Annotated in this window: 34 protein-coding genes and 1 tRNA gene; 3 read left to right on the top strand and 32 right to left on the bottom strand. The window is 63.7% G+C overall.

The features are described 5' to 3' along the window. Nucleotides 1–71: 71 nt before the first annotated feature. The 28 genes from IFS44_RS05465 to rpsL all read right to left on the bottom strand — a co-directional run bounded on the left by IFS44_RS05465 (nt 72) and on the right by rpsL (nt 17,847). A complete protein-coding gene (locus IFS44_RS05465; protein ID WP_037529375.1) occupies nt 72–722 on the bottom strand; it encodes an adenylate kinase in 651 nt (216 codons plus the stop codon). Nucleotides 723–773: 51 nt separating this feature from the next. Continuing rightward, complete coding sequence (gene secY / locus IFS44_RS05460) at nt 774–2,138, bottom strand: preprotein translocase subunit SecY (RefSeq protein ID WP_031393745.1); 1,365 nt, start codon at nt 2,136–2,138, stop codon at nt 774–776. Nucleotides 2,139–2,461: 323 nt separating this feature from the next. Beyond that, a complete protein-coding gene (rplO, locus tag IFS44_RS05455; RefSeq protein WP_031393746.1) occupies nt 2,462–3,004 on the bottom strand; it encodes a 50S ribosomal protein L15 in 543 nt (180 codons plus the stop codon). A gap of 107 nt (nt 3,005–3,111) precedes the next feature. After that, nucleotides 3,112–3,288 carry a 50S ribosomal protein L30 gene (gene rpmD / locus IFS44_RS05450; RefSeq protein WP_031393747.1) on the bottom strand — a complete coding sequence of 59 codons (177 nt, stop codon included), beginning with the start codon at nt 3,286–3,288 and terminating at the stop codon, nt 3,112–3,114. Between the two features lie 6 nt (nt 3,289–3,294). Next, on the bottom strand, nt 3,295–4,086 hold the full coding sequence (rpsE, locus tag IFS44_RS05445) for a 30S ribosomal protein S5 (RefSeq protein ID WP_043156692.1): 792 nt from the start codon (nt 4,084–4,086) through the stop codon (nt 3,295–3,297). Between the two features lie 3 nt (nt 4,087–4,089). Beyond that, nucleotides 4,090–4,446 (bottom strand): 50S ribosomal protein L18, encoded by a 357-nt coding sequence (rplR, locus tag IFS44_RS05440; protein WP_031393749.1) that lies wholly within the window; start codon nt 4,444–4,446, stop codon nt 4,090–4,092. Continuing rightward, complete coding sequence (gene rplF, locus IFS44_RS05435) at nt 4,446–4,979, bottom strand: 50S ribosomal protein L6 (protein ID WP_031393750.1); 534 nt, start codon at nt 4,977–4,979, stop codon at nt 4,446–4,448. Before rplF ends, rplR begins: the two co-directional genes overlap by 1 nt. Then, on the bottom strand, nt 4,979–5,374 hold the full coding sequence (gene rpsH, locus IFS44_RS05430) for a 30S ribosomal protein S8 (protein WP_031393751.1): 396 nt from the start codon (nt 5,372–5,374) through the stop codon (nt 4,979–4,981). The genes rplF and rpsH overlap by 1 nt, the downstream gene beginning before the upstream one ends. A gap of 10 nt (nt 5,375–5,384) precedes the next feature. Further along, nucleotides 5,385–5,690 (bottom strand): 30S ribosomal protein S14, encoded by a 306-nt coding sequence (gene rpsN, locus IFS44_RS05425; protein WP_031393752.1) that lies wholly within the window; start codon nt 5,688–5,690, stop codon nt 5,385–5,387. 65 nt (nt 5,691–5,755) lie between these two features. Continuing rightward, a complete protein-coding gene (rplE, locus tag IFS44_RS05420) occupies nt 5,756–6,370 on the bottom strand; it encodes a 50S ribosomal protein L5 (protein WP_042466294.1) in 615 nt (204 codons plus the stop codon). After that, nucleotides 6,363–6,680 carry a 50S ribosomal protein L24 gene (gene rplX / locus IFS44_RS05415; protein WP_031393754.1) on the bottom strand — a complete coding sequence of 106 codons (318 nt, stop codon included), beginning with the start codon at nt 6,678–6,680 and terminating at the stop codon, nt 6,363–6,365. The genes rplE and rplX overlap by 8 nt, the downstream gene beginning before the upstream one ends. After that, entirely contained in the window at nt 6,680–7,048 is a 369-nt protein-coding gene (gene rplN / locus IFS44_RS05410; protein ID WP_031393755.1) for a 50S ribosomal protein L14, read from the bottom strand. Before rplN ends, rplX begins: the two co-directional genes overlap by 1 nt. Nucleotides 7,049–7,212: 164 nt before the next feature. Continuing rightward, nucleotides 7,213–7,485: a 30S ribosomal protein S17 gene (gene rpsQ, locus IFS44_RS05405; protein ID WP_031393756.1), complete on the bottom strand. Its 273-nt coding sequence runs from the start codon at nt 7,483–7,485 to the stop codon at nt 7,213–7,215. A gap of 10 nt (nt 7,486–7,495) precedes the next feature. Further along, nucleotides 7,496–7,702 (bottom strand): 50S ribosomal protein L29, encoded by a 207-nt coding sequence (gene rpmC, locus IFS44_RS05400; protein WP_031393757.1) that lies wholly within the window; start codon nt 7,700–7,702, stop codon nt 7,496–7,498. 4 nt (nt 7,703–7,706) lie between these two features. Then, the gene (rplP, locus tag IFS44_RS05395; protein WP_031393758.1) at nt 7,707–8,141 is read right to left on the bottom strand and encodes a 50S ribosomal protein L16; all 435 of its coding nucleotides are present in this window, start codon (nt 8,139–8,141) and stop codon (nt 7,707–7,709) included. 15 nt (nt 8,142–8,156) lie between these two features. Beyond that, nucleotides 8,157–8,864 carry a 30S ribosomal protein S3 gene (gene rpsC / locus IFS44_RS05390; protein WP_031393759.1) on the bottom strand — a complete coding sequence of 236 codons (708 nt, stop codon included), beginning with the start codon at nt 8,862–8,864 and terminating at the stop codon, nt 8,157–8,159. Next, nucleotides 8,864–9,241 carry a 50S ribosomal protein L22 gene (rplV, locus tag IFS44_RS05385; RefSeq protein ID WP_037529220.1) on the bottom strand — a complete coding sequence of 126 codons (378 nt, stop codon included), beginning with the start codon at nt 9,239–9,241 and terminating at the stop codon, nt 8,864–8,866. Before rplV ends, rpsC begins: the two co-directional genes overlap by 1 nt. Continuing rightward, nucleotides 9,241–9,516 (bottom strand): 30S ribosomal protein S19, encoded by a 276-nt coding sequence (gene rpsS, locus IFS44_RS05380; protein ID WP_031393761.1) that lies wholly within the window; start codon nt 9,514–9,516, stop codon nt 9,241–9,243. Before rpsS ends, rplV begins: the two co-directional genes overlap by 1 nt. Nucleotide 9,517: 1 nt before the next feature. Further along, a complete protein-coding gene (gene rplB / locus IFS44_RS05375; RefSeq protein WP_031393762.1) occupies nt 9,518–10,357 on the bottom strand; it encodes a 50S ribosomal protein L2 in 840 nt (279 codons plus the stop codon). Nucleotides 10,358–10,361: 4 nt separating this feature from the next. After that, the gene (locus tag IFS44_RS05370) at nt 10,362–10,676 is read right to left on the bottom strand and encodes a 50S ribosomal protein L23 (protein WP_031393763.1); all 315 of its coding nucleotides are present in this window, start codon (nt 10,674–10,676) and stop codon (nt 10,362–10,364) included. Then, complete coding sequence (gene rplD / locus IFS44_RS05365) at nt 10,669–11,295, bottom strand: 50S ribosomal protein L4 (RefSeq protein ID WP_031393764.1); 627 nt, start codon at nt 11,293–11,295, stop codon at nt 10,669–10,671. The genes IFS44_RS05370 and rplD overlap by 8 nt, the downstream gene beginning before the upstream one ends. 2 nt (nt 11,296–11,297) lie before the next feature. After that, nucleotides 11,298–12,044 carry a 50S ribosomal protein L3 gene (gene rplC / locus IFS44_RS05360; RefSeq protein ID WP_192097751.1) on the bottom strand — a complete coding sequence of 249 codons (747 nt, stop codon included), beginning with the start codon at nt 12,042–12,044 and terminating at the stop codon, nt 11,298–11,300. A 287-nt stretch (nt 12,045–12,331) separates the two neighbouring features. Then, nucleotides 12,332–12,640, bottom strand: coding sequence for a 30S ribosomal protein S10 (gene rpsJ / locus IFS44_RS05355; RefSeq protein WP_007406109.1), 309 nt, complete (start codon nt 12,638–12,640; stop codon nt 12,332–12,334). A 225-nt stretch (nt 12,641–12,865) separates the two neighbouring features. Continuing rightward, on the bottom strand, nt 12,866–13,264 hold the full coding sequence (locus IFS44_RS22885) for a GFA family protein (RefSeq protein WP_192071212.1): 399 nt from the start codon (nt 13,262–13,264) through the stop codon (nt 12,866–12,868). A gap of 171 nt (nt 13,265–13,435) precedes the next feature. Continuing rightward, nucleotides 13,436–14,629: an elongation factor Tu gene (tuf, locus tag IFS44_RS05345; RefSeq protein ID WP_031393767.1), complete on the bottom strand. Its 1,194-nt coding sequence runs from the start codon at nt 14,627–14,629 to the stop codon at nt 13,436–13,438. 106 nt (nt 14,630–14,735) lie between these two features. Further along, nucleotides 14,736–16,832: an elongation factor G gene (gene fusA / locus IFS44_RS05340; RefSeq protein WP_031393768.1), complete on the bottom strand. Its 2,097-nt coding sequence runs from the start codon at nt 16,830–16,832 to the stop codon at nt 14,736–14,738. A gap of 123 nt (nt 16,833–16,955) precedes the next feature. After that, nucleotides 16,956–17,426 carry a 30S ribosomal protein S7 gene (gene rpsG, locus IFS44_RS05335; RefSeq protein WP_031393769.1) on the bottom strand — a complete coding sequence of 157 codons (471 nt, stop codon included), beginning with the start codon at nt 17,424–17,426 and terminating at the stop codon, nt 16,956–16,958. 49 nt (nt 17,427–17,475) lie between these two features. Continuing rightward, nucleotides 17,476–17,847 (bottom strand): 30S ribosomal protein S12, encoded by a 372-nt coding sequence (rpsL, locus tag IFS44_RS05330; protein ID WP_010164594.1) that lies wholly within the window; start codon nt 17,845–17,847, stop codon nt 17,476–17,478. Between the two features lie 315 nt (nt 17,848–18,162). On the opposite strand from rpsL, the gene IFS44_RS05325 reads away from it, so the two are divergent. The 3 genes from IFS44_RS05325 (at nt 18,163) to nusG (ending at nt 19,623) form a co-directional block, all read left to right on the top strand. After that, nucleotides 18,163–18,239 (top strand) — tRNA-Trp (locus IFS44_RS05325). 640 nt (nt 18,240–18,879) lie between these two features. Beyond that, entirely contained in the window at nt 18,880–19,077 is a 198-nt protein-coding gene (gene secE, locus IFS44_RS05320; RefSeq protein ID WP_031393770.1) for a preprotein translocase subunit SecE, read from the top strand. Between the two features lie 9 nt (nt 19,078–19,086). After that, nucleotides 19,087–19,623 carry a transcription termination/antitermination protein NusG gene (gene nusG, locus IFS44_RS05315; protein ID WP_031393771.1) on the top strand — a complete coding sequence of 179 codons (537 nt, stop codon included), beginning with the start codon at nt 19,087–19,089 and terminating at the stop codon, nt 19,621–19,623. 68 nt (nt 19,624–19,691) lie between these two features. Here the strand turns inward: nusG and IFS44_RS05310 are convergent, their stop codons facing one another. Genes IFS44_RS05310 through IFS44_RS05295 form a run of 4 tightly spaced genes read right to left on the bottom strand, consistent with a single transcriptional unit; the run spans nt 19,692 to nt 23,510 of the window. After that, nucleotides 19,692–20,618 carry a glycosyltransferase family 2 protein gene (locus IFS44_RS05310; RefSeq protein ID WP_192097750.1) on the bottom strand — a complete coding sequence of 309 codons (927 nt, stop codon included), beginning with the start codon at nt 20,616–20,618 and terminating at the stop codon, nt 19,692–19,694. Continuing rightward, nucleotides 20,615–21,523 carry a polysaccharide pyruvyl transferase family protein gene (locus IFS44_RS05305; RefSeq protein WP_342366338.1) on the bottom strand — a complete coding sequence of 303 codons (909 nt, stop codon included), beginning with the start codon at nt 21,521–21,523 and terminating at the stop codon, nt 20,615–20,617. The genes IFS44_RS05310 and IFS44_RS05305 overlap by 4 nt, the downstream gene beginning before the upstream one ends. Beyond that, entirely contained in the window at nt 21,520–22,593 is a 1,074-nt protein-coding gene (locus IFS44_RS05300) for a glycosyltransferase (protein ID WP_192097748.1), read from the bottom strand. The genes IFS44_RS05305 and IFS44_RS05300 overlap by 4 nt, the downstream gene beginning before the upstream one ends. Next, nucleotides 22,590–23,510, bottom strand: coding sequence for a glycosyltransferase family 2 protein (locus IFS44_RS05295; protein WP_192097747.1), 921 nt, complete (start codon nt 23,508–23,510; stop codon nt 22,590–22,592). Before IFS44_RS05295 ends, IFS44_RS05300 begins: the two co-directional genes overlap by 4 nt. Nucleotides 23,511–23,528 lie beyond the last annotated feature (18 nt).

Here is a 23,528-nt window from a genome sequence, read left to right as displayed (position 1 = left end):
GGATCGGGCACTCGACAGGGGGATGACCCGAACATGACAAACCTGTCATGGTCGGGTCGGTGATCGTTTAATCAGCGGTCGTCGAGGATCGCTGCGATCGCGACACCGACATGGCCGATGTCCGCCATCCCGTCGACGCGGCGCACGAGACCACGCGCATCGTAGATTGGCAGGATCGGCGCGGTCTTGGCGCGATATTCGGCCATCCGCGTCTTGACGGTTTCGGCATTGTCGTCGGGACGGCGCTTGAACTCGGTCGAGCCACACACGTCGCAGACCCCGGCAACCGCCGGCTGCTTGAACCGATCGTGATAGCCGGCACCGCAGTTCGCGCAGGTGTACCGGCCAACCACGCGGTCGATGAGCGCAGCCTCGTCGACACCGAGCTCGATCACGTAGTCGAGCGTGCGACCGCGAGCTGCAAGCAGCCCGTCGAGCGCCTCGGCCTGGGCCGCGGTGCGCGGATAGCCGTCGAAGATCACGCCGTTTGCGGTATCGGGCTGGTCGAGCCGCTCGCCGATGATGCCCGACACGATGTCGTCGCTAACCAGGCCACCGGCGGCCATCACGGCTTTCGCCTGAAGGCCAACGGGTGATTCCGCTGCAACCGCAGCGCGCAGCATGTCGCCGGTGGACAGCTGGACCATGCCGCGTTCGGCCACGAGCGTCGCGGCCTGCGTGCCCTTGCCCGCGCCTGGCGGGCCAAGAAGGATGATATTCACGAAACGCACTCCCCTCGTTCGTGCAGGATTATAAACCGGTAACCCCGCAACTTAGCGAAGTCGACCGCCCTTCAGCTTCGCCTTCTTGATCAGGTCGCCATATTGATGCGCGAGCAGATGGCTCTGGATCTGTGTCACCGTATCCATCGTCACGTTGACGACGATCAGCAGGCTGGTGCCGCCGAGATAGAAGGGGATCGACAGCGCCGTGACCAGATATTCGGGCAGCAGGCAGATGATCGTCAGATAGGCGGCACCGATGACGGTGATGCGCGTCAGTACGTAATCGAAGTAGTTCTCGGTGTTCTTGCCCGGACGGATACCGGGGATGAACCCACCATGCCGCTTCAGATTGTCCGCCGTCTCTTCGGGATTGAAGACGATCGCGGTGTAGAAGAACGAGAAGAAAATGATGCCCGCACCGTAGAGCAGCATGTACACGGGGCTGCCGTGTTGCAGATACTGGTTCAGGGTGATGATGAAATCGCCCCACTGCGACTCACCCGCGACGCGCTGTCCGGCGAACTGCGAGATCGTCAGCGGCATCAGCAGCAGCGACGAGGCGAAGATCGGCGGGATGACGCCCGCGGTATTGATCTTCAGCGGCAGATGGCTGCGATCGGCCTGCATCCCGCGCTGCGTCTGGCGCTTGGGATACTGGATCAGGATGCGGCGCTGTGCGCGCTCCATGAAGCAGATGAACAGGACGAGCAGGACAACCGCGACGATGATGCCGATCAGCTTGATCGGGTCGAGGCTGCCCGAACGGCCGCCCTCGAGCAGGTTGACCAGGGTCGTAGGCAGATGCGCGACGATGCCCGCCATGATGATCAGCGAGACGCCGTTGCCGATGCCGCGGCTGGTGATCTGCTCACCCAGCCACATCAGGAACATCGTGCCGCCGATCAGCGAGATGACCGCCGCGATGCGGAAGGTCATGCCCGGCTCGATCACCGCGGCGATGCCCTGGTTCGCGCCGAGCGTCTCGAGCCCGACGGCGATGAAATAGCCCTGCACCGCGGTCAGGCCGACCGTGCCGTAGCGGGTATACTGGTTCAGGCGCTTGCGGCCCGATTCGCCGTCCTTCTTGATCGCGGCGAGCGTGGGGCTCAGCGAAGTCGCGAGCTGCACCACGATCGAGGCGGTGATGTAGGGCATCACGCCGAGCGCGATCAGCGACATACGGCTGAGCGAGCCACCCGAGAAGGTGTTGAAGAAGTCGAGCACGCCGCCCTGCGTCTGCTGCGACAACAGCCCCAGCGCAGTCGGGTCGACACCCGGCAACGGGACATAGCTGAGCAGGCGGAAGACGATCAGGGCGCCGATCGTGAACCACAACCGCTTCTTGAGATCGGTCGCCTTGGCGAATTTGGACAGGCTGACGCTTTGCGCCATCTGGTCGGCTGCGGATGCCATACGTGTGATCGTCCTGGAAACAAAGAAGGCGGGAAGCGTTGTGACCGCCCCCGCCGCTCATATAGGCGCAGGAGCGCGCTTGTCTAATGCCTAGGTGCGTTATGCGAGCCCGAGGGGCACTCGGTCGCCCCCTGCCCCGTTCGTCCTCAGCGAAGTCGAAGGACGTTGCCCCAGGTGACGTACCCTTCGACTACGCTTAGGGCGAACGGAGGAGGGGTGGTCCCGAAAAACGGGCGGGTCGGAAGCGGGCGACAGGAAGCCGCCAGGTCAGGCAAATAAAAAGGGGGCCGGCGCTCTCGCACCCGCCCCCTTTCTTGTTCGGCTCAGGCCTTGAACGACGCCTTGTGCGCCGCACGCTCCTTGTACTTCACGCCCTTCTTGGCGGCAGCCTTCTCGGCTGCGGGGACGAAGTGGATCACCTCGACCTTGCCGCCGATCTTCTCGACCGCCTCGATCGCGCCCTTCGACGCACCGTCGACGGTGAACGAGAGGACCGTGGTCAGCTCGCCCTTGGCGAGGAGGCGGACGCCGTCCTTGCCGCCGCGTGCCAGGCCAGCGGCCTTGAGCGCGTTGTGGTCGAGCGTGGCGTTCGCCTCGATCTTGCCGGCATCGACCGCGAGCTGGATCGCGCCGAGGTTGACCTCTGCGAAGTCCTTGCGGAAGATGTTGTTGAAGCCGCGCTTAGGCAGACGCATGTGGAGCGGCATCTGGCCGCCTTCGAAGCCGGCGATGGACACGCCCTCGCGGCTCTTCTGACCCTTCTGGCCGCGGCCGCCGGTCTTGCCCTTGCCCGAGCCGATGCCGCGTCCGACGCGCATCTTGGACTTACGGGCACCTTCGTTATCGCGGAGTTCGTTGAGCTTCATGGTAATGCACTCGCTTTCGCTTGTTACGCGCTGTGGAAATGGATTCCGGAATAAGAAAGGGGGCCGTTAGCCCCCTTTCCCGTATTTGTCACGTGGGTCGTGAAGGCTCAGCCTTCGACCGACACCATGTGCTGCACCTTGCGGATCATCCCGCGGACCTCTGGGCTGTCTTCCAGCTCGCGGGTCTTGTGCATCTTGTTCAGGCCGAGACCGACCAGCGTTGCGCGCTGGTCCTTCTCGCGGCGGATCGGCGAACCGGTCTGCGTGATCTTGATGGTAGCCATGATCGCTTACTCCGTGATCGCAGCTGCATCGGCCTCGGCGGTCTTCGAACCACCATGGCCGAGCAGGTCGGCGATCTTCTTGCCGCGACGCTGTGCGACGGCCTTGGGCGAGGTCTGCTCGCCAAGGGCTTCGAACGTTGCGCGGATCATGTTGTAGGGGTTCGACGTGCCGACCGACTTGGTCACGACGTCTGCAACGCCCAGCGACTCGAAGACGGCGCGCATCGGGCCACCGGCGATGATGCCCGTACCCTGAGGCGCCGACCGCAGCGTGACCTTGCCGGCACCGAAGTGACCGTTGCCGTCATGATGCAGCGTGCGACCGTCCTTGAGCGGAACGCGAACCATCTTCTTCTTGGCAGCTGCCGTCGCCTTCGAGATGGCTTCCGGCACTTCGCGTGCCTTGCCATGACCGAAGCCTGCACGGCCCTTGCCGTCGCCGACGACGACGAGTGCTGCAAAGCCGAAGCGCTTGCCGCCCTTGACCGTCTTCGAGACGCGGTTGATGTGCACCAGCTTCTCGATCAGCTCTTCGCCGCCATCGTCCGAACCCGGACGACCGCCACGATTGTCACGACCGCCACGACCGCCATCGCGACCACCACGGTTGCCACCGGGGCCACCGCCACGGTTGCCGCCGGGGCCACCACGACCGCCACCGCCGCCGCCACCGGGACGACCACGGCCACCGCCGCTGTTGCCCTGGTATCCGGTGCTCTGGGGCACGTTCTGAGCCGTGACGTCCTGTGCGGTCGTCTCGGGTGCGATTACCGCTGGCGTGTTGTTTTCGTCAGCCATGTCTTAGAACTCCAATCCGGCTTCGCGCGCGGCATCGGCAAGAGCCTTCACGCGACCGTGGTAGAGGAAGCCGCCGCGATCGAACACGACCTGGGTCACGCCCGCTGCCTTGGCAGCCTCGGCGACGCGCTTGCCGACCGAAGTCGCCGCGTCGATGTTGGCGCCGGACGTGCCGCGCACGTCCTTCTCCAGCGTCGAGGCCGAAGCGACCGTCGTGCCGGCGGCATCGTCGATCACCTGGGCATAGATGTGCTTGCCCGAGCGATGCACGGACAGGCGCGGACGGGTGCCGGCGCGTGCGCGCAGCGCGGTACGGTTGCGGCGACGCCGCTTGGCGAAAAGAGAAAGTCCCTTGGTCATTACTTCTTCTTCCCTTCCTTGCGGAAGATGAACTCGCCGTCGTACTTGATGCCCTTGCCCTTGTACGGCTCGGGCTTGCGCCACTGACGAATCTCTGCGGCCAGCTGGCCAACCATCTGCTTGTCCGAACCCGAGATCTCGATCGTCGTGTTGTCCGGCGTCTTCACCTCGATGCCCTCGGGCACGTCGATGTTGACGTCATGGCTGTAGCCGAGCTGCAGCTTGAGGTTGCGACCCTGGGCTGCGGCACGATAGCCGACGCCGCTGATCAGCAGCTTCTTGGTGAAGCCTTCCGACACGCCGGTGACCAGGTTCTGCACCATGGTCCGCTGCATGCCCCAGAACGCGCGGGCGCGCTTGGTGTCGTTGGCCGGCTGCACCGAAATGCCGCCGTCTTCGATCGTGTAGCTGATCTCGTCGCGCAGCGGCATCTTCAGGGTCCCCTTGGGGCCCTTCATCGTCAGCTGCTTGCCCTCGATCGTCGGCGTGATGCCCGCCGGTACGGTGACCGGCTTCTTACCAATACGGCTCATCAGAACACCTCCGCGAGGACTTCGCCGCCGACGTTCTGCTCACGTGCTTCGGAATCCGAAAGCACGCCGCGGGGCGTCGAGACGATGGTGATGCCGAGGCCGTTGCGGACGCGGGGAAGTTCCTGCGAACCGGAATAGACGCGACGGCCGGGCTTCGAGACGCGCGCGACATGCTTGATCGCAGGCTGGCCCTCAAAATACTTCAGCTCGATGCGAAGGCCGGCCGCGGGGCCCATCTGCTCTTCGCTATAGCCACGGATATAGCCTTCACGCTGCAGAACGTCGAGCACGCGAACGCGCAGCTTCGACGCCGGAGTCAGGACGGAGTCCTTCTTCGCGCGCTGGCCATTACGGATACGGGTGAGCAAATCACCCAGGGGATCGGTCACTGCCATGATGTAGTCCTTACCAGCTCGACTTCGTGACGCCGGGGATCAGGCCCTTGTTGGCCAGATCGCGCAGCTGAATACGGCAGAGCCGGAACTTGCGGTAATAGGCGCGCGGGCGACCGGTCAGCTCGCACCGGTTACGGATGCGGGTCGGGTTCGCGTTGCGCGGGATTGCCGCCATCTTGAGGCGAGCGATCAGACGCTCACCATCGTCGAGCGTCTTGTCCGCTGCGATTGCCTTCAGTGCCGCGTACTTCGGGGCATACTGCTTGACCATGCGCTTGCGGCGCTCGTTCTTGTTGACTGAACTCAGTTTCGCCATCGACTTAAGTTCTTTCTTTCCTGAAGCGCCGCCCGTGACACGAGGTCAGGGGCGGCGGTTGGTAGTTAAGCTGCCTTCTTCTCGTCGGCAGCGTCGTCTTCGATCGGGAACGGGAAACCGAAGAGACGGAGAAGCTCGCGAGCCTCGTCGTCGGTCTTGGCGGTCGTCGTCACGATCACATCCATGCCGCGGACCTTGTCGACCCGGTCATAGCTGATTTCTGGGAACACGATCTGCTCCTTGATACCGCAGGCATAGTTGCCACGGCCATCGAAGCTTTTCGGGTTGAGACCGCGGAAATCGCGGACGCGGGGAAGAGCGATCGTGATGAAACGGTCGAGAAACTCGTACATGCGCTCGCGGCGAAGGGTGACCTTCACGCCGATCGGCATGCCTTCACGCAGCTTGAACTGCGCGATCGACTTCTTGGCCTTCGTCACGACGGGCTTCTGGCCGGCGATCAGCTCCATTTCCTGGGCTGCCTGGTCGACCTTCTTCTTGTCCTGCGTCGCTTCGCCGACACCCATGTTCAGCACGATCTTGTCGATCCGGGGGATCTCCATGACGTTCTTGTAGCCGAACTTCTCGGTCATCGCCTTGATGATCGTCTCATCATACATCTTCCGCATGCGCGGCGTGTAGGCGGCCTCGGTGCCAGCGGCGGTGTTCTGATCAACCATTGATCTTCTCCCCGGTCTTGACGGCCACGCGGACCTTCTTGCCATCCTGCTCCTCGAAGCGGACGCGGGTCGGCTTGCCGTCGGCGGTCACGTGAGCGACCTTCGAGACGTGCATCGGTGCTTCCTTGCGGACCAGGCCACCCTGCGGGTCACCCTGGGTCGGCTTGGTGTGGCGCACGGCGATGTTCACGCCCGAGACGACGACCTTGTCGGTCTTCGGCATCGACATCGTGACTTCGCCGGTCTTGCCCTTGTCCTTGCCGGACAGGATGATGACCTTGTCACCCTTCTTGATACGCTGGCTCGCCATTACAGCACCTCCGGCGCAAGGCTGATGATCTTCATGTGCTTCTTGCCACGCAGCTCGCGAACGACTGGGCCAAAGATACGGGTGCCGATCGGCTCCTCGTTCTTGTTGACCAGCACCGCGGCATTGCCGTCGAAGCGGATGACCGTACCGTCTGCACGGCGGATATCCTTGGCGGTACGAACGATCACCGCGCGGTGAACGTCGCCCTTCTTCACGCGGCCCCGTGGCTGCGCTTCCTTGATGCTGACGACGATGATGTCGCCAACGCCTGCAACACGACGCTTGGAACCCCCAAGCACCTTGATGCACTGCACCCGCTTCGCGCCGCTGTTGTCAGCGACGTCGAGATTGGACTGCATCTGGATCATGGATCCGTATCCCTTCTCTGTCTCTGGGGTCGATACCGACCGAACCCCGCCTAAAAAATCACCCCGCCGCGGACGAATCCGCAACGGGGAGGAGCGGCCGCTTAGCCGTTCCCGTTTACGAAAACAAGAGCGCAGGGAGTTGCCCCCCTGCCCTCATGTTTGATTCAGCCCTCGGCCGAAGCCCGCTCCGGCGTCGCGTGGGTGTTGACCCGCTCGATCACCTTCCAGGTCTTCAGCTTGGAGATCGGTGCGGTCTCTTCGATCCGCACGGTCTCGCCCTGCTTGAACTCGTTGCTCTCGTCATGAGCATGATACTTCTTCGAGCGACGGATGATCTTCCCGTAGAGCGGGTGCTTCACCTTACGCTCGACGTTCACGACCACCGTCTTGTCGCCCTTGTCGGACACGACCAGACCGGTCAGCACGCGCTTCGGCATGATGTGTTCCTTACTTCGCGGCGTCAGCGCTGGTGCGCTGAGCCTGCAGGGTCTTGATGCGAGCGATGTCGCGGCGGACCTCACGAACGCGGCTCGGCTTTTCGAGCTGGTTCGTGGCGGCCTGGAAGCGCAGGTTGAACTGCTCGCGCTTCAGTTCGCCAAGCGACTCCGACAGCTGGTCGTCACTCTTGGCCTTCATGTCGTCGATACGAGCCATGATCTTACTCGCCTCCCAGATGCGAGGTGTCGCCCAGGCGGGCAACGACCTTTACCTTGATCGGCAGCTTCATGGCCGCCCGCTCGAATGCCTCGGCGGCGATCTTGCCGTCGACGCCGTCGAGCTCGAACAGGATCCGACCCGGCTTGACTCGAGCGGCCCAATATTCCGGCGCGCCCTTGCCCTTACCCATGCGGACTTCGGCTGGCTTTCCCGAGACCGGAAGGTCTGGGAAAATGCGGATCCACAAACGCCCCTGGCGCTTCATGTGACGCGTGATCGCGCGGCGTGCCGCCTCGATCTGGCGTGCGGTGATCCGGTCGGGCTCCATGGCCTTCAGGCCGTAGGAACCGAAATTGAGCGAGAAGCCACTCTTGGCGTCGCCCGAAATCTTGCCCTTGAAGGCCTTCCGGAACTTGGTCTTTTTTGGTTGCAGCATGTCTGTTCCTGCCCCTTAGCGACGATCGTCGCGCTGCGGCCGCACGCCGGAGGTCTGAGCCTCCATCATGATGCGGTCGTACGACGTCGGATCGTTGCCGAGAATCTCGCCCTTGAAGACCCAGACCTTCACGCCGCAAACGCCGTAAGACGTGTGCGCCGTAGCCTCGGCATAATCGATGTTCGCGCGCAGCGTGTGCAACGGAACCCGACCCTCACGATAGCTCTCCGACCGTGCGATCTCGGCGCCGCCAAGACGACCGCCGCAGTTCACGCGGATGCCTTCGGCACCGAGACGCATCGCCGACTGAACCGCACGCTTCATGGCGCGACGGAAGGCGATACGACGCTCGAGCTGATCGGCGATGCCCTGTGCAACGAGACGTGCATCGACTTCCGGCTTGCGGATCTCGACGATGTTCAGCGACACGGTCGACGACGTCATCTTGCCGATCGTCGAACGCAGCTTCTCGATGTCCGCACCCTTCTTGCCGATGATCACGCCGGGGCGTGCAGCGAAGATGGAGATGCGGGCCAGCTTGGCCGGACGCTCGATCACAACCTTGGAGATCGCAGCCTGCGGCAGCGTCTTCATGATATATGCGCGGATCTTGAGATCCTCGAGCAGGAGCCGACCATAGTCGGCGCCTTCGGCGTACCAGCGGCTATCCCAGGTACGGTTGATCTGCAGACGCAGACCGATGGGGTTGCTCTTCTGACCCATTATGCTTCTTCCTGCTCGCGCACGACGATGCGCAGACGGCTGAATGGCTTGAGGATGCGGGTCGACTTGCCGCGGCCGCGGGTCGCGAAGCGCTTCATCGTGATCGACTTGCCAACCGATGCCTCGGCGACGACCAGCGAGTCGACGTCGAGGTTGTGGTTGTTCTCCGCATTGGCGATGGCCGAGGCCAGCACCTTGCGGGCTTCGATCGCCATGCCCTTGGTCGAGAAGGCGAGGATGTTCATCGCATCGCCGACCTTCTTGCCACGGATGAGCGCAGCCACGAGGCCGAGCTTCTGTGCGGAACCGCGGATCTGCGTACCGACCGAAAGCGCCTCGTTGTCCGCGACCTTGCGCGGGCTGACTTGCTTAGACATCAGCGCTTGCCCTTCTTGTCGGCGGAGTGGCCGGGGAAGTAGCGCGTGGGCGCGAACTCGCCCAGCTTCATCCCCACCATGTCCTCGTTGACCGAGACCGGCACGAACTTGCGGCCGTTATAGACGTTGAACGTGAGGCCCACGAACGACGGCAGGATCGTCGAGCGACGCGACCAGGTCTTGATCGGCGAACGCGCGTTGGTGTCCTGGGCGGTTTCTGCCTTCTTGAGCAGATGAAGGTCCACGAACGGACCCTTCCAGACTGAACGAGCCATGTTAGCCCTTCCTCTTCGTCGAATGACGCGACCGGATGATCATCTTGTCGGTCGATTTGTTGTGACGCGTGCGCGCACCCTTCGTCGGCTTGCCCCACGGCGTGACCGGATGACGGCCACCCGAGGTGCGGCCTTCACCACCGCCGTGCGGATGGTCGACCGGGTTCTTGGCGACGCCGCGCGTCAGTGGACGAATACCAAGCCAGCGCGAACGCCCTGCCTTGCCCAGGTTCTGGTTCTGGTTGTCGGGGTTCGAAACCGCGCCAACCGTCGCCATGCAATCGCTGCGGATGTAGCGCTGCTCGCCCGAGTTCAGGCGGACCATCACCATGCCCTTGTCGCGACCGACGACCTGCACATACGTGCCGGCCGAACGGGCGATCTGGCCACCCTTCATCGGCTTCATTTCCACATTGTGGACGATGGTGCCGACCGGCATCTGACCCAGTTCCATGGCATTGCCTGGCTTCACGTCGGTCTTCTTGGCCGCCAGGACCTTGTCGCCAACGGCCAGACGCTGCGGCGCCAGGATGTAGGCGAGTTCTTCGTCCGGGTACTTGACCAGGGCGATGAACGCGGTGCGGTTGGGATCATACTCGATCCGCTCGACAGTGCCTTCGACGTCCCACTTGCGACGCTTGAAGTCGATGTAGCGGTACTTCTGCTTGTGACCACCGGCGATGCCGCGCGAGGTCACATGACCCTTGTTGTTACGACCGCCGGTCTTGTGCTTGCCTTCGGTCAGCGCCTTGACGGGCTTGCCCTTCCAGAGCGACGACTTGTCGACCAGGATGAGACCGCGGCGTGCCGGCGATGTCGGATTATAATGCTTGAGTGCCATGGCCTCAGATCCCCGTCGTCACGTCGATGGACTGACCGTCCTTCAACGTCACGATTGCCTTTTTCATGTCCGAGCGCGAGTAGTTCGTGCCCTTCCACTTCTTGGTCTTGCCCTTCTGGACGAGCGTGTTCACGCCGACGACGTTCACGTCGAACAGCGCCTCAACGGCCGCCTTGATCTCGGGCTTCGTGGCGTCGTTGGACACCTTGAACACCACCGCGTTGTGCTCCGACAAGGTCGTCGTCTTCTCGGTGATGTGCGGGGCGAGGATAACGTCGTAATGACGATTATCGATGCCCGCCTTCTGCTTCTTAGCCATGGAAGCGCGCCTCCAGCTTTTCGACAGCGGCGCGCGTCAGCACCAGCGTGTCATGCTTCAGGATGTCGTAAACGTTGGCGCCGGCTGCCGGCATCACGTTCACTTCGTACAGGTTGCCCGCAGCGAATGCGAAGCTGGTGTCGACCATGTCGCCGTCGATGACGAGCGCACGCTTGCCGAAGCCGAGCTTGGCGAGATCGCCCTGCAGCGTCTTGGTCTTGCCACCCTCGACAGCCAGGCTGTCCATGATGACCAGCGAACCCGCCTTGGCGTGGCTGCTGAGCGCCATGCGCAGACCGAGCGCGCGAACCTTCTTGTTCAGCGACGGGTTGAAGTCACGGACGCGAGCGCCGTGAGCCTTACCACCACCGATGAACACGGGCGCGCGGCGATCGCCGTGACGTGCCGTACCGCCGCCCTTCTGGCGACCGAACTTCTTGCCGGTGCGAGCGACGTCTGCACGCTCACGGGTGCCACGAGCCGTCTCGCGACGCTTCTCGAGCTGCCAGGTGACCACACGGTGCAGGATGTCGGCGCGCGGATCGAGACCGAAGATCTCGTCGTTGAGCTCGATGTCCGCGCCCTCGGTGCCGGCGAAAGATGAAAGCTTGATCTTCACGCTCAGCCCTCCTGGCCGTCGGCTGCAGGTGCGTCGGTCGTTTCGGCCGGCGTGTCTGCTGCGGTGTTGCTGTTGGCGGTCTTGAGACCGGCGAGGAACGGTGCGTCGGCGTGGCGCGCGACCTTCACCGAGTCCTTGACGAAGAGCCAGCCGCCCTTGGAACCAGGAACCGAACCCTTGACGAACAGGAGACCACGCTCGACGTCGGTCGATACGATCTCGAGGTTCTGCTGGGTGCGATACTTGTCGCCCATGTGGCCGGCCATCTTCTTGTTCTTGAAGACCTTGCCCGGATCCTGGCGCTGACCGGTCGAACCGAGCGAACGGTGCGAGACCGAGACGCCGTGGGTTGCCCGCAGACCGCCGAAGCCCCAACGCTTCATGCCGCCCTGGAAGCCCTTACCCTGGGTCTTGCCCTGGATATCGACGATCTGGCCTGCGACATAATGGTCAGCCGAGATCTCGGCGCCAACGTCGAGCAGGCCGTCTGCGTTCACGCGGAACTCATGGACGACAGCCTTAGGCTCCACTTCGGCCTTGCCGAAATGGCCGCGCTGCGGCTTTGCGACATTCTTCGACTTGGCAACGCCTGCACCAAGCTGGACGGCGGTGTAGCCGTCACGATCCATTTCGCGAACGGAAATGACCTGATTGCCTTCGAGTGCCAGAACGGTGACCGGCACGTGCCGACCATCTTCCTGGAACAGGCGGGTCATCCCCATCTTCTTCGCGATCACGCCAGTACGCATGATCTTGTCCCTTCCTAGACAGAGGCCCCGTCGGACTATTCCTCGGGGGCTTGCGGACCATGTCCGGAGCAAGCTCCATAATGCATCCACCTGACCCCATCCCCGGCAAAAGCCCTGAATGGGGTCGGATCAACCCGGTAAATACGAAACGCGCCCCGTCCCGGGCTGGTGTTCCTGCGAACGCAGGAACGTGACGGGGGACGCTGCCCCGTCGGTTTGCACCGACGGCGGTATCCCAATGTCGAACGGCGCGGGACCGTTACCGGTCAACCGCGCCGCGCTCGCCCTTAGGCGAGCTTGATCTCGACGTCAACGCCAGCGGCGAGGTCCAGCTTCATCAGCGCATCGACCGTCTGCGGCGTCGGCTGGACGATATCCAGCATACGCTTGTACGTGCGCACCTCGAACTGCTCGCGCGACTTCTTGTCGATGTGCGGGCCGCGGTTCACGGTGAATTTTTCGATGCGCGTCGGAAGGGGAATCGGACCGCGGATGAGCGCGCCGGTGCGGCGTGCGGTGTCGGCGATGTCGCCAGTGGCTTGATCGAGCACACGGTGATCGAACGCCTTCAGACGAATGCGGATATTGCTGTCCATAGTCCCTACCGATGCGAAAGAGCGGGCCCGTTTCCGGGCTCTTGCTGGTTGATGTTTAAACCGAAGGCGGGCCATTACGGGAGAGTCGCCGAAAAGGCAACTAGCGCGACGACGATTTTAGGCCGCCCCCTCGCGGCGGCGATAGGCTCCATGACTACCCTCACCCAACCCCTTTGACGCTACCTCGACCTAGGGCGGGCGCTCGATCAGCCAGATAACCGACGCCTACACGCGTCCCTTGGCGGAATGCTGTACTTCACCTGGCAAGGTCACCCAGTGATGCATCGATTCCTCCCAGACAGAGCGAACGGGAGCTGGGAAAGCAGGATCGGCAATCGCGCCCACGGCGACCCCGATCATCGACGGGTGCTTGGCAGTCCTCGCATAGACCGTTGACCCGCACTCTGGACACAAGACCGCCTCCAAGCGATTGCCTTCGTCCGTCGCTCGCTCAAACCGCTTGCCCTCACCGGCGACAGTGAGCAGGTCCCCGGGATAATAGGCGAGAACACCAAAGGGCGATCCGCTTCGGCGCTGACAGGCGATGCAGTGACATGCCACCACGGCAGGCGATGGCCCCGGAAGCTCGACCGTGAGTTGGCCGCACTGACATTGCGCACGCATAAGCCCCGCCCCCTTTGACGTGCCTAATCTAGCCGCTCGACGGACCCTGGCGATTGCCTGCTCGCCGCCCAACGCTTTGGCGATGCTGCGGCCGCCCCCGAACACGAAAAAGCCCGGCCTCTCTCGCGAGAAGCCGGGCTCTTTTCAATCATCTCCCGAAGGAGAGGATGCTTACTTGTCGATCTGGCTGACGACGCCTGCACCGACGGTACGGCCGCCTTCGCGGATCGTGAAGCGCTGGCCCACGTCCATGGCGATCGGTGCGATCAGCTTGATGCCGAGCGACACGTTGTCGCCTGGCATGACCATCTCGGTACCCTCAGGCAGCTCGACGGTGCCGGTCACGTCCGTCGTACGGAAGTAGAACTGCGGGCGGTAGTTGGCGAAGAACGGCGTGTGACGGCCACCCTCTTCCTTCGACAGCACGTACACTTCCGAGTTGAAGTCGGTGTGCGGCTTGATCGTGCCTGGCTTGCAGAGCACCTGGCCACGCTCGACTTCGTCGCGAGCGACGCCGCGGATCAGCGCGCCGACGTTATCGCCAGCCTGGCCCTGGTCGAGCAGCTTGCGGAACATCTCGACGCCCGTGACCGTGGTCTTGCGGACGGTCGGGTGGATACCGACGATCTCGACTTCCTCGCCAACCTTGACGATGCCGGTCTCGACGCGGCCGGTGACAACCGTACCACGACCCGAGATCGAGAACACGTCCTCGATCGGCATCATGAACGGCTTGTCGAGCGGACGCTCGGGCTGCGGGATGTAGTCGTCGACGGCCTGCATCAGCTCGGTGACGGCGTCGGCGCCGAGCTTCTGGTTCGAACCCGACAGCGCGCAGGTTGCCGAACCCTTGATGACGGGGATGTCGTCGCCCGGGAAGTCGTACGAGCTGAGCAGCTCGCGGATTTCCATTTCGACCAGCTCGAGGATTTCCTCGTCGTCGACCAGATCGACCTTGTTCATGAACACGACCATGGCAGGCACGCCGACCTGGCGTGCGAGCAGGATGTGCTCACGGGTCTGCGGCATCGGGCCATCAGTCGCCGAAACCACGAGGATCGCGCCGTCCATCTGGGCTGCGCCGGTGATCATGTTCTTCACATAATCGGCGTGGCCCGGGCAATCGACGTGCGCGTAGTGACGGTTGGCCGTCTCGTACTCGACGTGTGCGGTCGAGATCGTGATGCCGCGCTCGCGCTCCTCGGGTGCCTTGTCGATGTTTGCGAAGTCGACAGCGGTACCGCCGGTCGTCTCTGCCAGAACCTTCGTGATCGCAGCGGTGAGCGACGTCTTGCCATGATCGACGTGACCGATGGTGCCGATGTTGAGATGCGGCTTGTTCCGCTCAAATTTTGCCTTGGCCATTGTTTCCTACCTTCTGATTCGTATTCCGGTGCCACACCGGGAACCGCGCGAACGCGGCCCCATAGCGGCTGTTAAAGCCTGACGCTAGCCCTACCCCCTTAAAGGGTTAGGCCAGTTTCGCCTTCACCTCGTCAGCGACGTTCTGCGGCACTTCATCATAATGCGAGAACTGCATCGAGTATTGCGCGCGGCCCTGCGTGAACGAGCGGAGCGAGTTCACATAGCCGAACATGTTGGCCAGCGGCACCATCGCCTCCACCGTCTGCGCGTTGCCGCGGCTGTCGGTGCCCTGGATCTGGCCACGACGGCTGTTCATGTCGCCGATGACGTCGCCCAGATAGTCCTCCGGGGTGACGACCTCAACCTTCATGACCGGCTCGAGCAGCGTGATGCCCGACTTCTGCGCCACTTCGCGCATTGCGCCACGTGCACAGATTTCGAACGCCAGAGCCGACGAGTCGACGTCGTGATACGCGCCGTCATACAGCACGATCTCGAAATCGATGATCGGGAAGCCGACCAGCGAACCCGAAGCGGCGGTCTCGCGGAAGCCCTTCTCGATCGCAGGCAGATATTCCTTCGGAATGTTGCCGCCCTTGATCTCGTCCTTGAACGTGATGCCCGAACCGCGCTCGCCCGGCGTGACCTTGACCTTCACGCGACCGAACTGACCGGTGCCGCCCGACTGCTTCTTGTGCGTGTAGTCGACGTCGACCGGCTTCTTCAGATATTCGCGATAGGCGACCTGAGGAGCGCCGACATTGGCCTCGACCTTGAACTCACGCTTCATGCGGTCGACCAGGATCTCAAGATGGAGCTCGCCCATGCCCTTGATGATGGTCTGGCCCGACTCGGGGTCCGACGACACGCGGAACGACGGATCCTCGCGTGCGAGACGATTGAGCGCGACGCCCATCTTCTCCTGATCGGCCTTGGTCTTCGGCTCCACCGACAGCTCGATCACGGGCTCGGGGAATTCCATCCGCTCGAGGATGATCGGTGCGTTCATCGCGCAGAGCGTGTCGCCCGTGGTGGTGTCCTTGAGGCCTGCGAGAGCGACGATGTCGCCCGCGAACGCTTCCTGGATGTCCTCACGGCTGTTCGCATGCATGAGCAGCATGCGGCCGACCTTTTCCTTCTTGTCCTTGACCGAGTTGGTGACCTGCGATGCGGTCTCCAGCTTGCCCGAATAGATGCGGGCGAAGGTCAGCGTGCCGACGAACGGATCGTTCATGATCTTGAACGCCAGTGCCGAGAAGGGAACCTCGTCCGACGAAGGACGCTCGTCCGGCGTAACGCCATCGAGCTTCAGACCCTGAATCGCGGGAACGTCGAGCGGCGACGGCAGATAGTCGACCACGGCGTCGAGCAGGGGCTGGACACCCTTGTTCTTGAACGCCGAACCGCAGACCACCGGCACGAACGCCATGCTGAGCGTACCCTTGCGGATCAGCTTCTTGAGATCGGCGACGCTCGGCTCGTTACCCTCGAGATAGGCTTCCATCAGAGCATCGTCCTGCTCGACGGCCATCTCGATCAGGTCGCTGCGATACTTGGCGGCCTTGTCGGCCATGTCGGCCGGGATGTCCTGATATTCGAACTTCGCGCCCAGGCTCTCTTCGAGCCAGATGATCGCGCGGTTCTCGACGAGGTCGACCAGGCCCTTGAAGCCGCCTTCCATGCCGATCGGCAGGTACAGGACCGCCGGGCGCGCACCGAGACGCTCGATGATCGAGTCGACGCAGAAATAGAAGTCGGCACCGGTGCGATCGAGCTTGTTGACGAAGCACATGCGCGGCACGCCGTACTTGTCGGCCTGACGCCACACGGTCTCGGACTGCGGCTCGACGCCGGCAACGCCGTCGAAGCACGCGACCGCGCCGTCGAGGACGCGCAGCGAACGCTCGACTTCGATCGTGAAATCGACGTGGCCCGGGGTATCGATGATGTTGATAAGGTGCTCTTCGCCCTTACCTTCTTCGGCGCGCCACTTGCAGGTGGTTGCAGCCGACGTGATCGTGATGCCGCGCTCCTGCTCCTGCTCCATCCAGTCCATCGTCGCGGTGCCTTCATGCACTTCGCCGATCTTGTAGGACTTGCCGGTGTAATAGAGGATGCGCTCGGTCGTCGTCGTCTTGCCGGCGTCGATGTGCGCCATGATGCCGATGTTGCGGTAACGGTCGAGCGGATGGCTGCGGGCCATGATCGTGCTTCCTTAAGGATATGGGGAGCCGAACGTGCCGGCTCCCCAATATATAGGTGTTTGCGTTACGGGCGAAAGACCGCCCGTGACACGGTTACCAATGCTAGGCTTCGAAGCCCGCTGTTACCAGCGGTAGTGCGAGAATGCACGGTTGGCTTCTGCCATCCGGTGCGTGTCTTCGCGCTTCTTGACCGCGTTGCCGCGGTTGTTCGCGGCGTCCATCAGCTCGCCCGACAGCCGTGCGGCCATCGTGTTCTCGCTGCGCGAACGTGCCGCACCGATCAGCCAGCGGATTGCCAGCGCCTGTGCACGCTCGGGACGCACTTCAACGGGAACCTGGTAGGTTGCACCACCGACGCGACGCGAACGGACTTCGATGCCCGGCTTCACGTTGTTCAGCGCATCGTGGAAAACGCCGATCGGATCGCGCTTGGCGCGGCTCTCGACGGTTTCGAATGCACCGTACACGATCAGCTCTGCGACGGACTTCTTGCCGTCCAGCATGACGCTGTTCATGAACTTCGACAGAACCTCATCCCCGAACTTGGGATCAGGCAGGATGACCCGCTTTTCGGGACGACGACGACGTGCCATTTTATATTCCTTCTAAACTTCAGCCTTAGTGATCAGATACCTGATCGGCTTACTTCGGACGCTTGGCGCCGTACTTGGAACGCGACTGACGCCGGTCCTTCACACCCTGTGTATCAAGCACGCCGCGCAGGACGTGATAGCGAACACCGGGAAGATCGCGGACACGGCCGCCACGGATCAGGACAACCGAATGCTCCTGAAGATTGTGGCCCTCGCCCGGGATGTAGCTGATGACTTCGCGCTGGTTGGTCAGGCGAACCTTGGCCACCTTGCGCAGAGCCGAGTTCGGCTTCTTCGGGGTCGTCGTGTAGACGCGGGTGCAAACGCCGCGCTTCTGCGGGTTAGCTTCCATCGCAGGGACCTTCGACTTGGCCTTCTGCGGATCGCGGCCCTTGCGGACCAACTGGTTGATCGTCGGCATTGAAGCCTTCACCTTTCAAATGGTTACTTTGCTGGAGCCGTTGAGGCGCCTGAGAATACAAAAAGGACCCTAGGAAGCGCAAAACGCTCCTCAGGCCCTGGAATGCATCCAGCAATGTTCAAGCATGCCCGGCGGGAAAGACTCCCGAAGAACAGGGCGCGCCTATAGGTCAGGAGTCAGCCGCGGTCAACACGGGGATCACCCCACCCTGCCCTGAACCCGACGCCAGAATGGTTGCACGTTCGACAATCGTGCGTCGGGCATGAACAGGCGCTTGCCCTGCCGCGGACATGGCGCTAGAGCCCGCCACCGCACAGGAGTGTAGCTCAGTTGGTTAGAGCGTCGGTCTCCAAAACCGAAGGCCCTCGGTTCGAATCCGAGCACTCCTGCCAGATTCTCTCACATCGTCGTCGTTATGCATTTCTGACCATGGGGTCAGGGATCAGCAAAGCCGCGTCCGTTGCGATTGCACAAAACGCATTTCATAATGCAATTTGCGCAGTTGTGAAATTCGCTGCTGCGATGCACAAAGACTGTGCCTTTCAGGCATCCTCTCCTAAAACTTTTACGGCCGGTCTTTGACCGGCCTTTTTTTTGGTCTGTGTGCTGATATACCGATGTCGGTCCGTCACGCCGGCAAACATAACAGAAACGCAGGAGAGGCGCCGCCGGCAAGACCGGCACCGGTTGACGGCCGGCGGGGGAGAGGGCGCAAACGCCCGCCCCCGCGCCTTCCGGTCCCGCCTCCCACGCATCCCCTTATGCTTTCAATCATGCGCGAAAGGCTGGTGCAGGGCGCCTCATGCGCTGCCGAGTCGGGTCATAACGGGGCCGCCCGGCGGGCGCTGCCGCCCCACCCCTTGCGTTCCGTTGGCGCGGAAGCTATCTGCGCCGCCATCCGACAGCGAGACGGACGCATGCCCGACCCCTTTGACGGGGCCCTATTGACGGGGCGACCCTTCACAGGGAGCGGGTTATGGGTCTATGCCTCGCTTCTTTTCATGTCTCCATCAGGCGGGTTCGAACAGCACCGTGGCTAAAACGTCCCCACTCGAATTCATCCGGCAGGTCCGCACCGAAACCTCGAAGGTTACGTGGCCGACGCGTCGCGAGACGATCATGACCGGGGTGATGGTCGTCATCATGACGACGATCCTCGCGCTCTTCTTCTTCGGCGTCGACTCGATCCTTCAGGCGATCGTCACCGCCCTTCTGAAACTCGCTCAATAAGGTCCGCACATGGCGCGCTGGTACATCATTCACGCCTATTCGGGCTTCGAGGGCAAGGTCCGCGACTCGATCATGGCAGAGGCGACCCGTATGGGTCTCGAGCAGCTCGTCGAGCAGATCGAAGTCCCCACCGAGACGATCACCGAGGCCCGCCGCGGCAAGAAGATCGCGGTCGAACGCAAGTTCATGCCGGGCTATGTTCTCGCCAAGCTTAACATGAACGACGACGTCTATCACCTCGTCAAGAACACCCCCAAGGTGACCGGCTTCCTCGGCAGCATGGGCAAGCCGCAGGCGATCAGCGAGGCGGAAGCCACGCGGATGCTGAACAGCAAGGAAGAGGCCGCGGCCGCTCCCAAGCAGAAGGTCAAGGTCGACTACGAGATCGGCGATCAGGTCAAGGTGCTCGACGGTCCGTTCGCGAGCTTCAACGGTCTGGTCGAGGAACTCGATTTCGACCGCAGCCGCGTCAAGGTGTCGGTGTCGATCTTCGGTCGCGCCACCCCGGTCGAGCTCGAATTCGAGCAGGTCGAACGCTCGAAGTAATCACCGCCTGAGCCTGCGGGCTCGGTCTGGACAATCGATCATGGGCCTGATGCTGCGACGCCGCGGCATCAGGCCTTTTCGTGTGCACCCGAGAGCCGTACCCGCGCGGTAAGCCCGTGCCCGGCATAAGCGAGAAAGCCGCGCAGCATGTGGCGCAGGCGGAAACTGTGGAAGCGCCGGATATAGGGAAAGGGCCGCGTCCCCGCGCGGATTTCGCCGAGCGCATCGCCAAGGTCGCGGCGGATCGCGCCCAAGATTCGCCGGTCGGTTAGGATATGCTTGGCGTAGAGCGCGCCGTCGCCATAGCCATAGCCCGCGAGCAGCGCGATCACCTGATCGGGCCGGCAGCGCCCATGATGATGCTCGACGGCAAAATAGGGGTCATAGGCCACGACCACCCCGGCCGCGATCGCGCGGAACAGGAAATCGGTATCCTCCGCCGCGACGAAGCGCGCGCCCGCGCCGAACCGCGTATCGAACGGCCCCGTCCGCGCGATGACGTCGTGCGTGAAGGCAAGGTTCGCGCCCATCACGAACCCGCCGGGAAACGCGCCCGGCACCGGCTCCATCGGATGATCCTCGAGCTTCAGCGTCACCGGCAGGTCGGCGGCATCGCCCGCCAGGATCCGCCCGCCGACGATCGTCGGCGTCGCGACCCCGGCGAACCGGCGGACGAGCGCAAGCAGATAGTCCGGCTTGAGCACGCAATCGTCGTCGGTCATCGCGACGATCCGCCCCCGGACATGCGCCAGCCCCAGATTGCGCGCCCGCGCCAGCCCCGCGCATGGCTCGGTCAGCAGCATCACGGGAAACGCCTGCTCCTCCTGCCAGGCCGCCAGCCGTGCCGCGGTGTCGTCGCGCGACCCGTTGTCGACGACCACCATCTCGACCGCCACGTCCCCCGCAACGCCGACCGCGCGCGTCACCGAGTCGAGCGTGCGCGACAGCGAGGCCCCCCGGTCGCGCGTGCAGATCAGCAGACTGACGTCGATCATTCGCGCAGCAGCAGCGGCGATCGCGCGGTCCAGGCGGCGATATAGGCGGACAGCTTGCCATAGTCGTTGTCGAGCGCGACGTGCGGGATGCCCAGCAGCACGGCAAGGATATGCGCGTGCAGCCGGTCGGTGACGACCTGCCGCCCGCGCGACAGGAGTGTCAGCCCGCGCGCAACCCGCACACGGGCCAGTTGCTCATAGTGAGCAGGACGCGGCACCCCCGCCTTCCAGGCCGGCAGCACGCCGTCCTCGAGCCAGTCGAGCACCACCGCCCCCTCGGGCACCGGACCGCGATCCCCCGCCACACGCTCGTCATCGGTCCGCATCAGCATCAGCAGGTCGCAGTCCGCCGGCCCACGCGGCTGCGCCCCCAGCGCGAACGCAGAATCGGGCGCCAGCGCGACCGGGCAGGACAACCGCTGTGCGAGGGCGAGGCTCTGCGCATCGCGGACATAGAGGTGGAAATCGGGATGCCCCGCGACACAGGCGGCGAAGCGGTCGAGCCCCTCGCCAGCGCGGAAATGGATCGACTGGGGCAGCTGGACGATCGTCCGGTCGCGAAACTCCGCCAGCATTGCCTCGCGAAACCGCTGATGATGCGGCCAGATATCCCCCAGATTGCCGCCGCCGTGCAGGAACACGACCCCCGCCGGGCTGTCGCGGCGAAACGCGTCCGCGTCGAACGCGTCCCAGGTACAGACATGATCGGGATCGCGCCCGGTGATCGCGCGGAGCATGGCGATCTCACCCAGCCAGATCGCGCTGTCGCCGACATTGGCGTGATCGGGAAAGTCGAGCAGAACATAGCGGTCACCGGGCCCGACATGCCGCCGGTACAGCGCCGCCAGCGCCGCCTGCTGCACCGCGATGACGTCGTTGTCCCCCGTCGGTACGGGCGCCGTCACGCGACCATCTCCGCCTTGGCCGCGCATACCTCCGCATAGAGTGCCTCACACCGGTCGAGCCAGCGGTCGCGGGTGAACAGCCGTTCGACCCGAGCGCGCGGTACATCGCGCGGAATCGCCATCGCCGCAGGGATCGCCGCCGCCAGCCCCTCCACGTCGCCCGGCCCAGCGAGACATCCTGCCTCACCCACGACCTCGCGTGCCGCGCCCATGTCGAACGCGGCGACCGGCAGGCCGCACGCCATCGCCTCCGCCGCAACCAGCCCGAACGGCTCGTCCCAGCACGGCGTGAACAGGAACACTGACGCCTGCCCGAGCGCCGACGCCAGCGCCGCGCCGTCCAGATGTCCGCCATAACGGACGTCGGGTCCCAGATGCGGCGCGACCTCGGCCGCCCAATAGTCCGGATCCTCGATCTGCCCGTACAGCGTGATCGCCACACCCGCGCGCCGTGCGGCCTGTACCGCCAGATGCGGCCCCTTGTTCGGCGTCATCCGTCCCGACCAGACCGCGCTGCCGTCCCCTGCGGGCGAGAACCGCCACGCGGCGGGGTCGATGCCGTTGTGCAGCACCGATGCCTCGGCGGGCGCACCGTCGGGCCACCAGGCGCGCAACTGTGATTGCGACGTCACCGTCAGCCGGTGCGTCGGTGACGGGCTCGCCTTCACGAACCAGTGCAGCGCGTCATAGGGCGGCACGTGGAGCGAGGTGACGGTCGGCACGATCGCGGTCCGCTGCGGCTCGATTGGAAAGCGGCTGAGGCTGTTGTTGTGCACCACGTCGAACCCGCCCGCCGCGATCCGGTCGCACGCCGCGAGATAGCCCTGGTCGACATGCGCGATCAGCGGTGCGGACCCGCGATGCTCGGCCCAGGGAAACACCCGCTCATAATGTTCGGGCAGCACCGGATCGATCGCGAAGCGCGGGTCGCTGTCGCCGCTCGCGAACAGCACGACGTCGTGCCCGCGTGCCTGCAGCCCCTCCGCCAGATACCAGCTGTGCGATTCCATCCCGCCCATGAACGGCTGCGCGATCCGCTGGCGGACGTGCGAGAGCAAAGCGATCCTCACGCCGCCGCGGCACTCGCGGCGACACGCTCTTCCAGCAAGCGGATGACGCTTGCGGTATTGGCATAGGGCTGGTGGCTCTGCTGTCCGGTCAGCGCGAGATCCGCGTCATCGGGGCGGCGCAGCACGCGGATCGGCTGGCCGGGCCGGTCGTCGATCAGCCCCATCAGCCGGAATGCGTGCAGCCAGTGCCCCATCGTCCGATAGCCCCAGCGCGCCTCGAACAGCTCGGCATTCCGGATCACGCTGTCGAGATGATGGACTGGCGGCATGTGGTGCGGGTGATATTGATGATGCGCCAGCCCGCCCTTGATCCACGCGATCGGCACGCCCGCGGTGTCGAGCACCTTGCCGAAGTCGGTATCCTCGCCGCCATAGCCGTTATAGCCCTCGTAGAATCCGCCGACCGCGAGGAAGGTCGCGCGCCGCATCGCGAAGTTGAGCGACCAGAAACAGCGATAATCGTTGCACGCCTCAATCCCCTCGGCGGGCGGTCCGCGCCGGTCCGAATGCCGCACCGCGATGTCCGCGAAATCCTCGCTGCGCCAGTCCCCCTTCGTCGCGCCACCCGGCAGGTACATCACCTCGCCCATCAGCAACCCGTCATAGGTCGAAAGATGCCCGGCATAGTCCGCGACGAGACCCGGCGCCGGGATGCAGTCCATGTCGAGGAAGATCAGCCCCTCCCCCGTCGCGGTCCGCGCCGCCAGGTTGCGCGCGGCAGCCAGCGGCAACGCCTCGCCCGCGATCATCAGCTGGCGGACCGGAAAATCCGTCTCGGGCAGGACATAGGGCTCGTCCTGCATCACCGCGACGATCAATTCGCGCGGCGGGGTCGTCTGTCGCGTGAGCCCCAAAACCAGATTGTAAAGATGCTCGGCCCGCCCCTTGGCCAGCGTGACGATCGAGATAGCGGACATGGGCAGGGCTCCAATGGG

Origin of the sequence: Sphingomonas sp. CFBP 13706 (assembly GCF_014842355.1) — a bacterium.
Classification (GTDB): domain Bacteria; phylum Pseudomonadota; class Alphaproteobacteria; order Sphingomonadales; family Sphingomonadaceae; genus Sphingomonas; species Sphingomonas aerolata.
The sequence above is the reverse complement of the archived record's forward strand: the minus strand, read 5'-3'. Positions and strand labels throughout refer to the sequence as shown.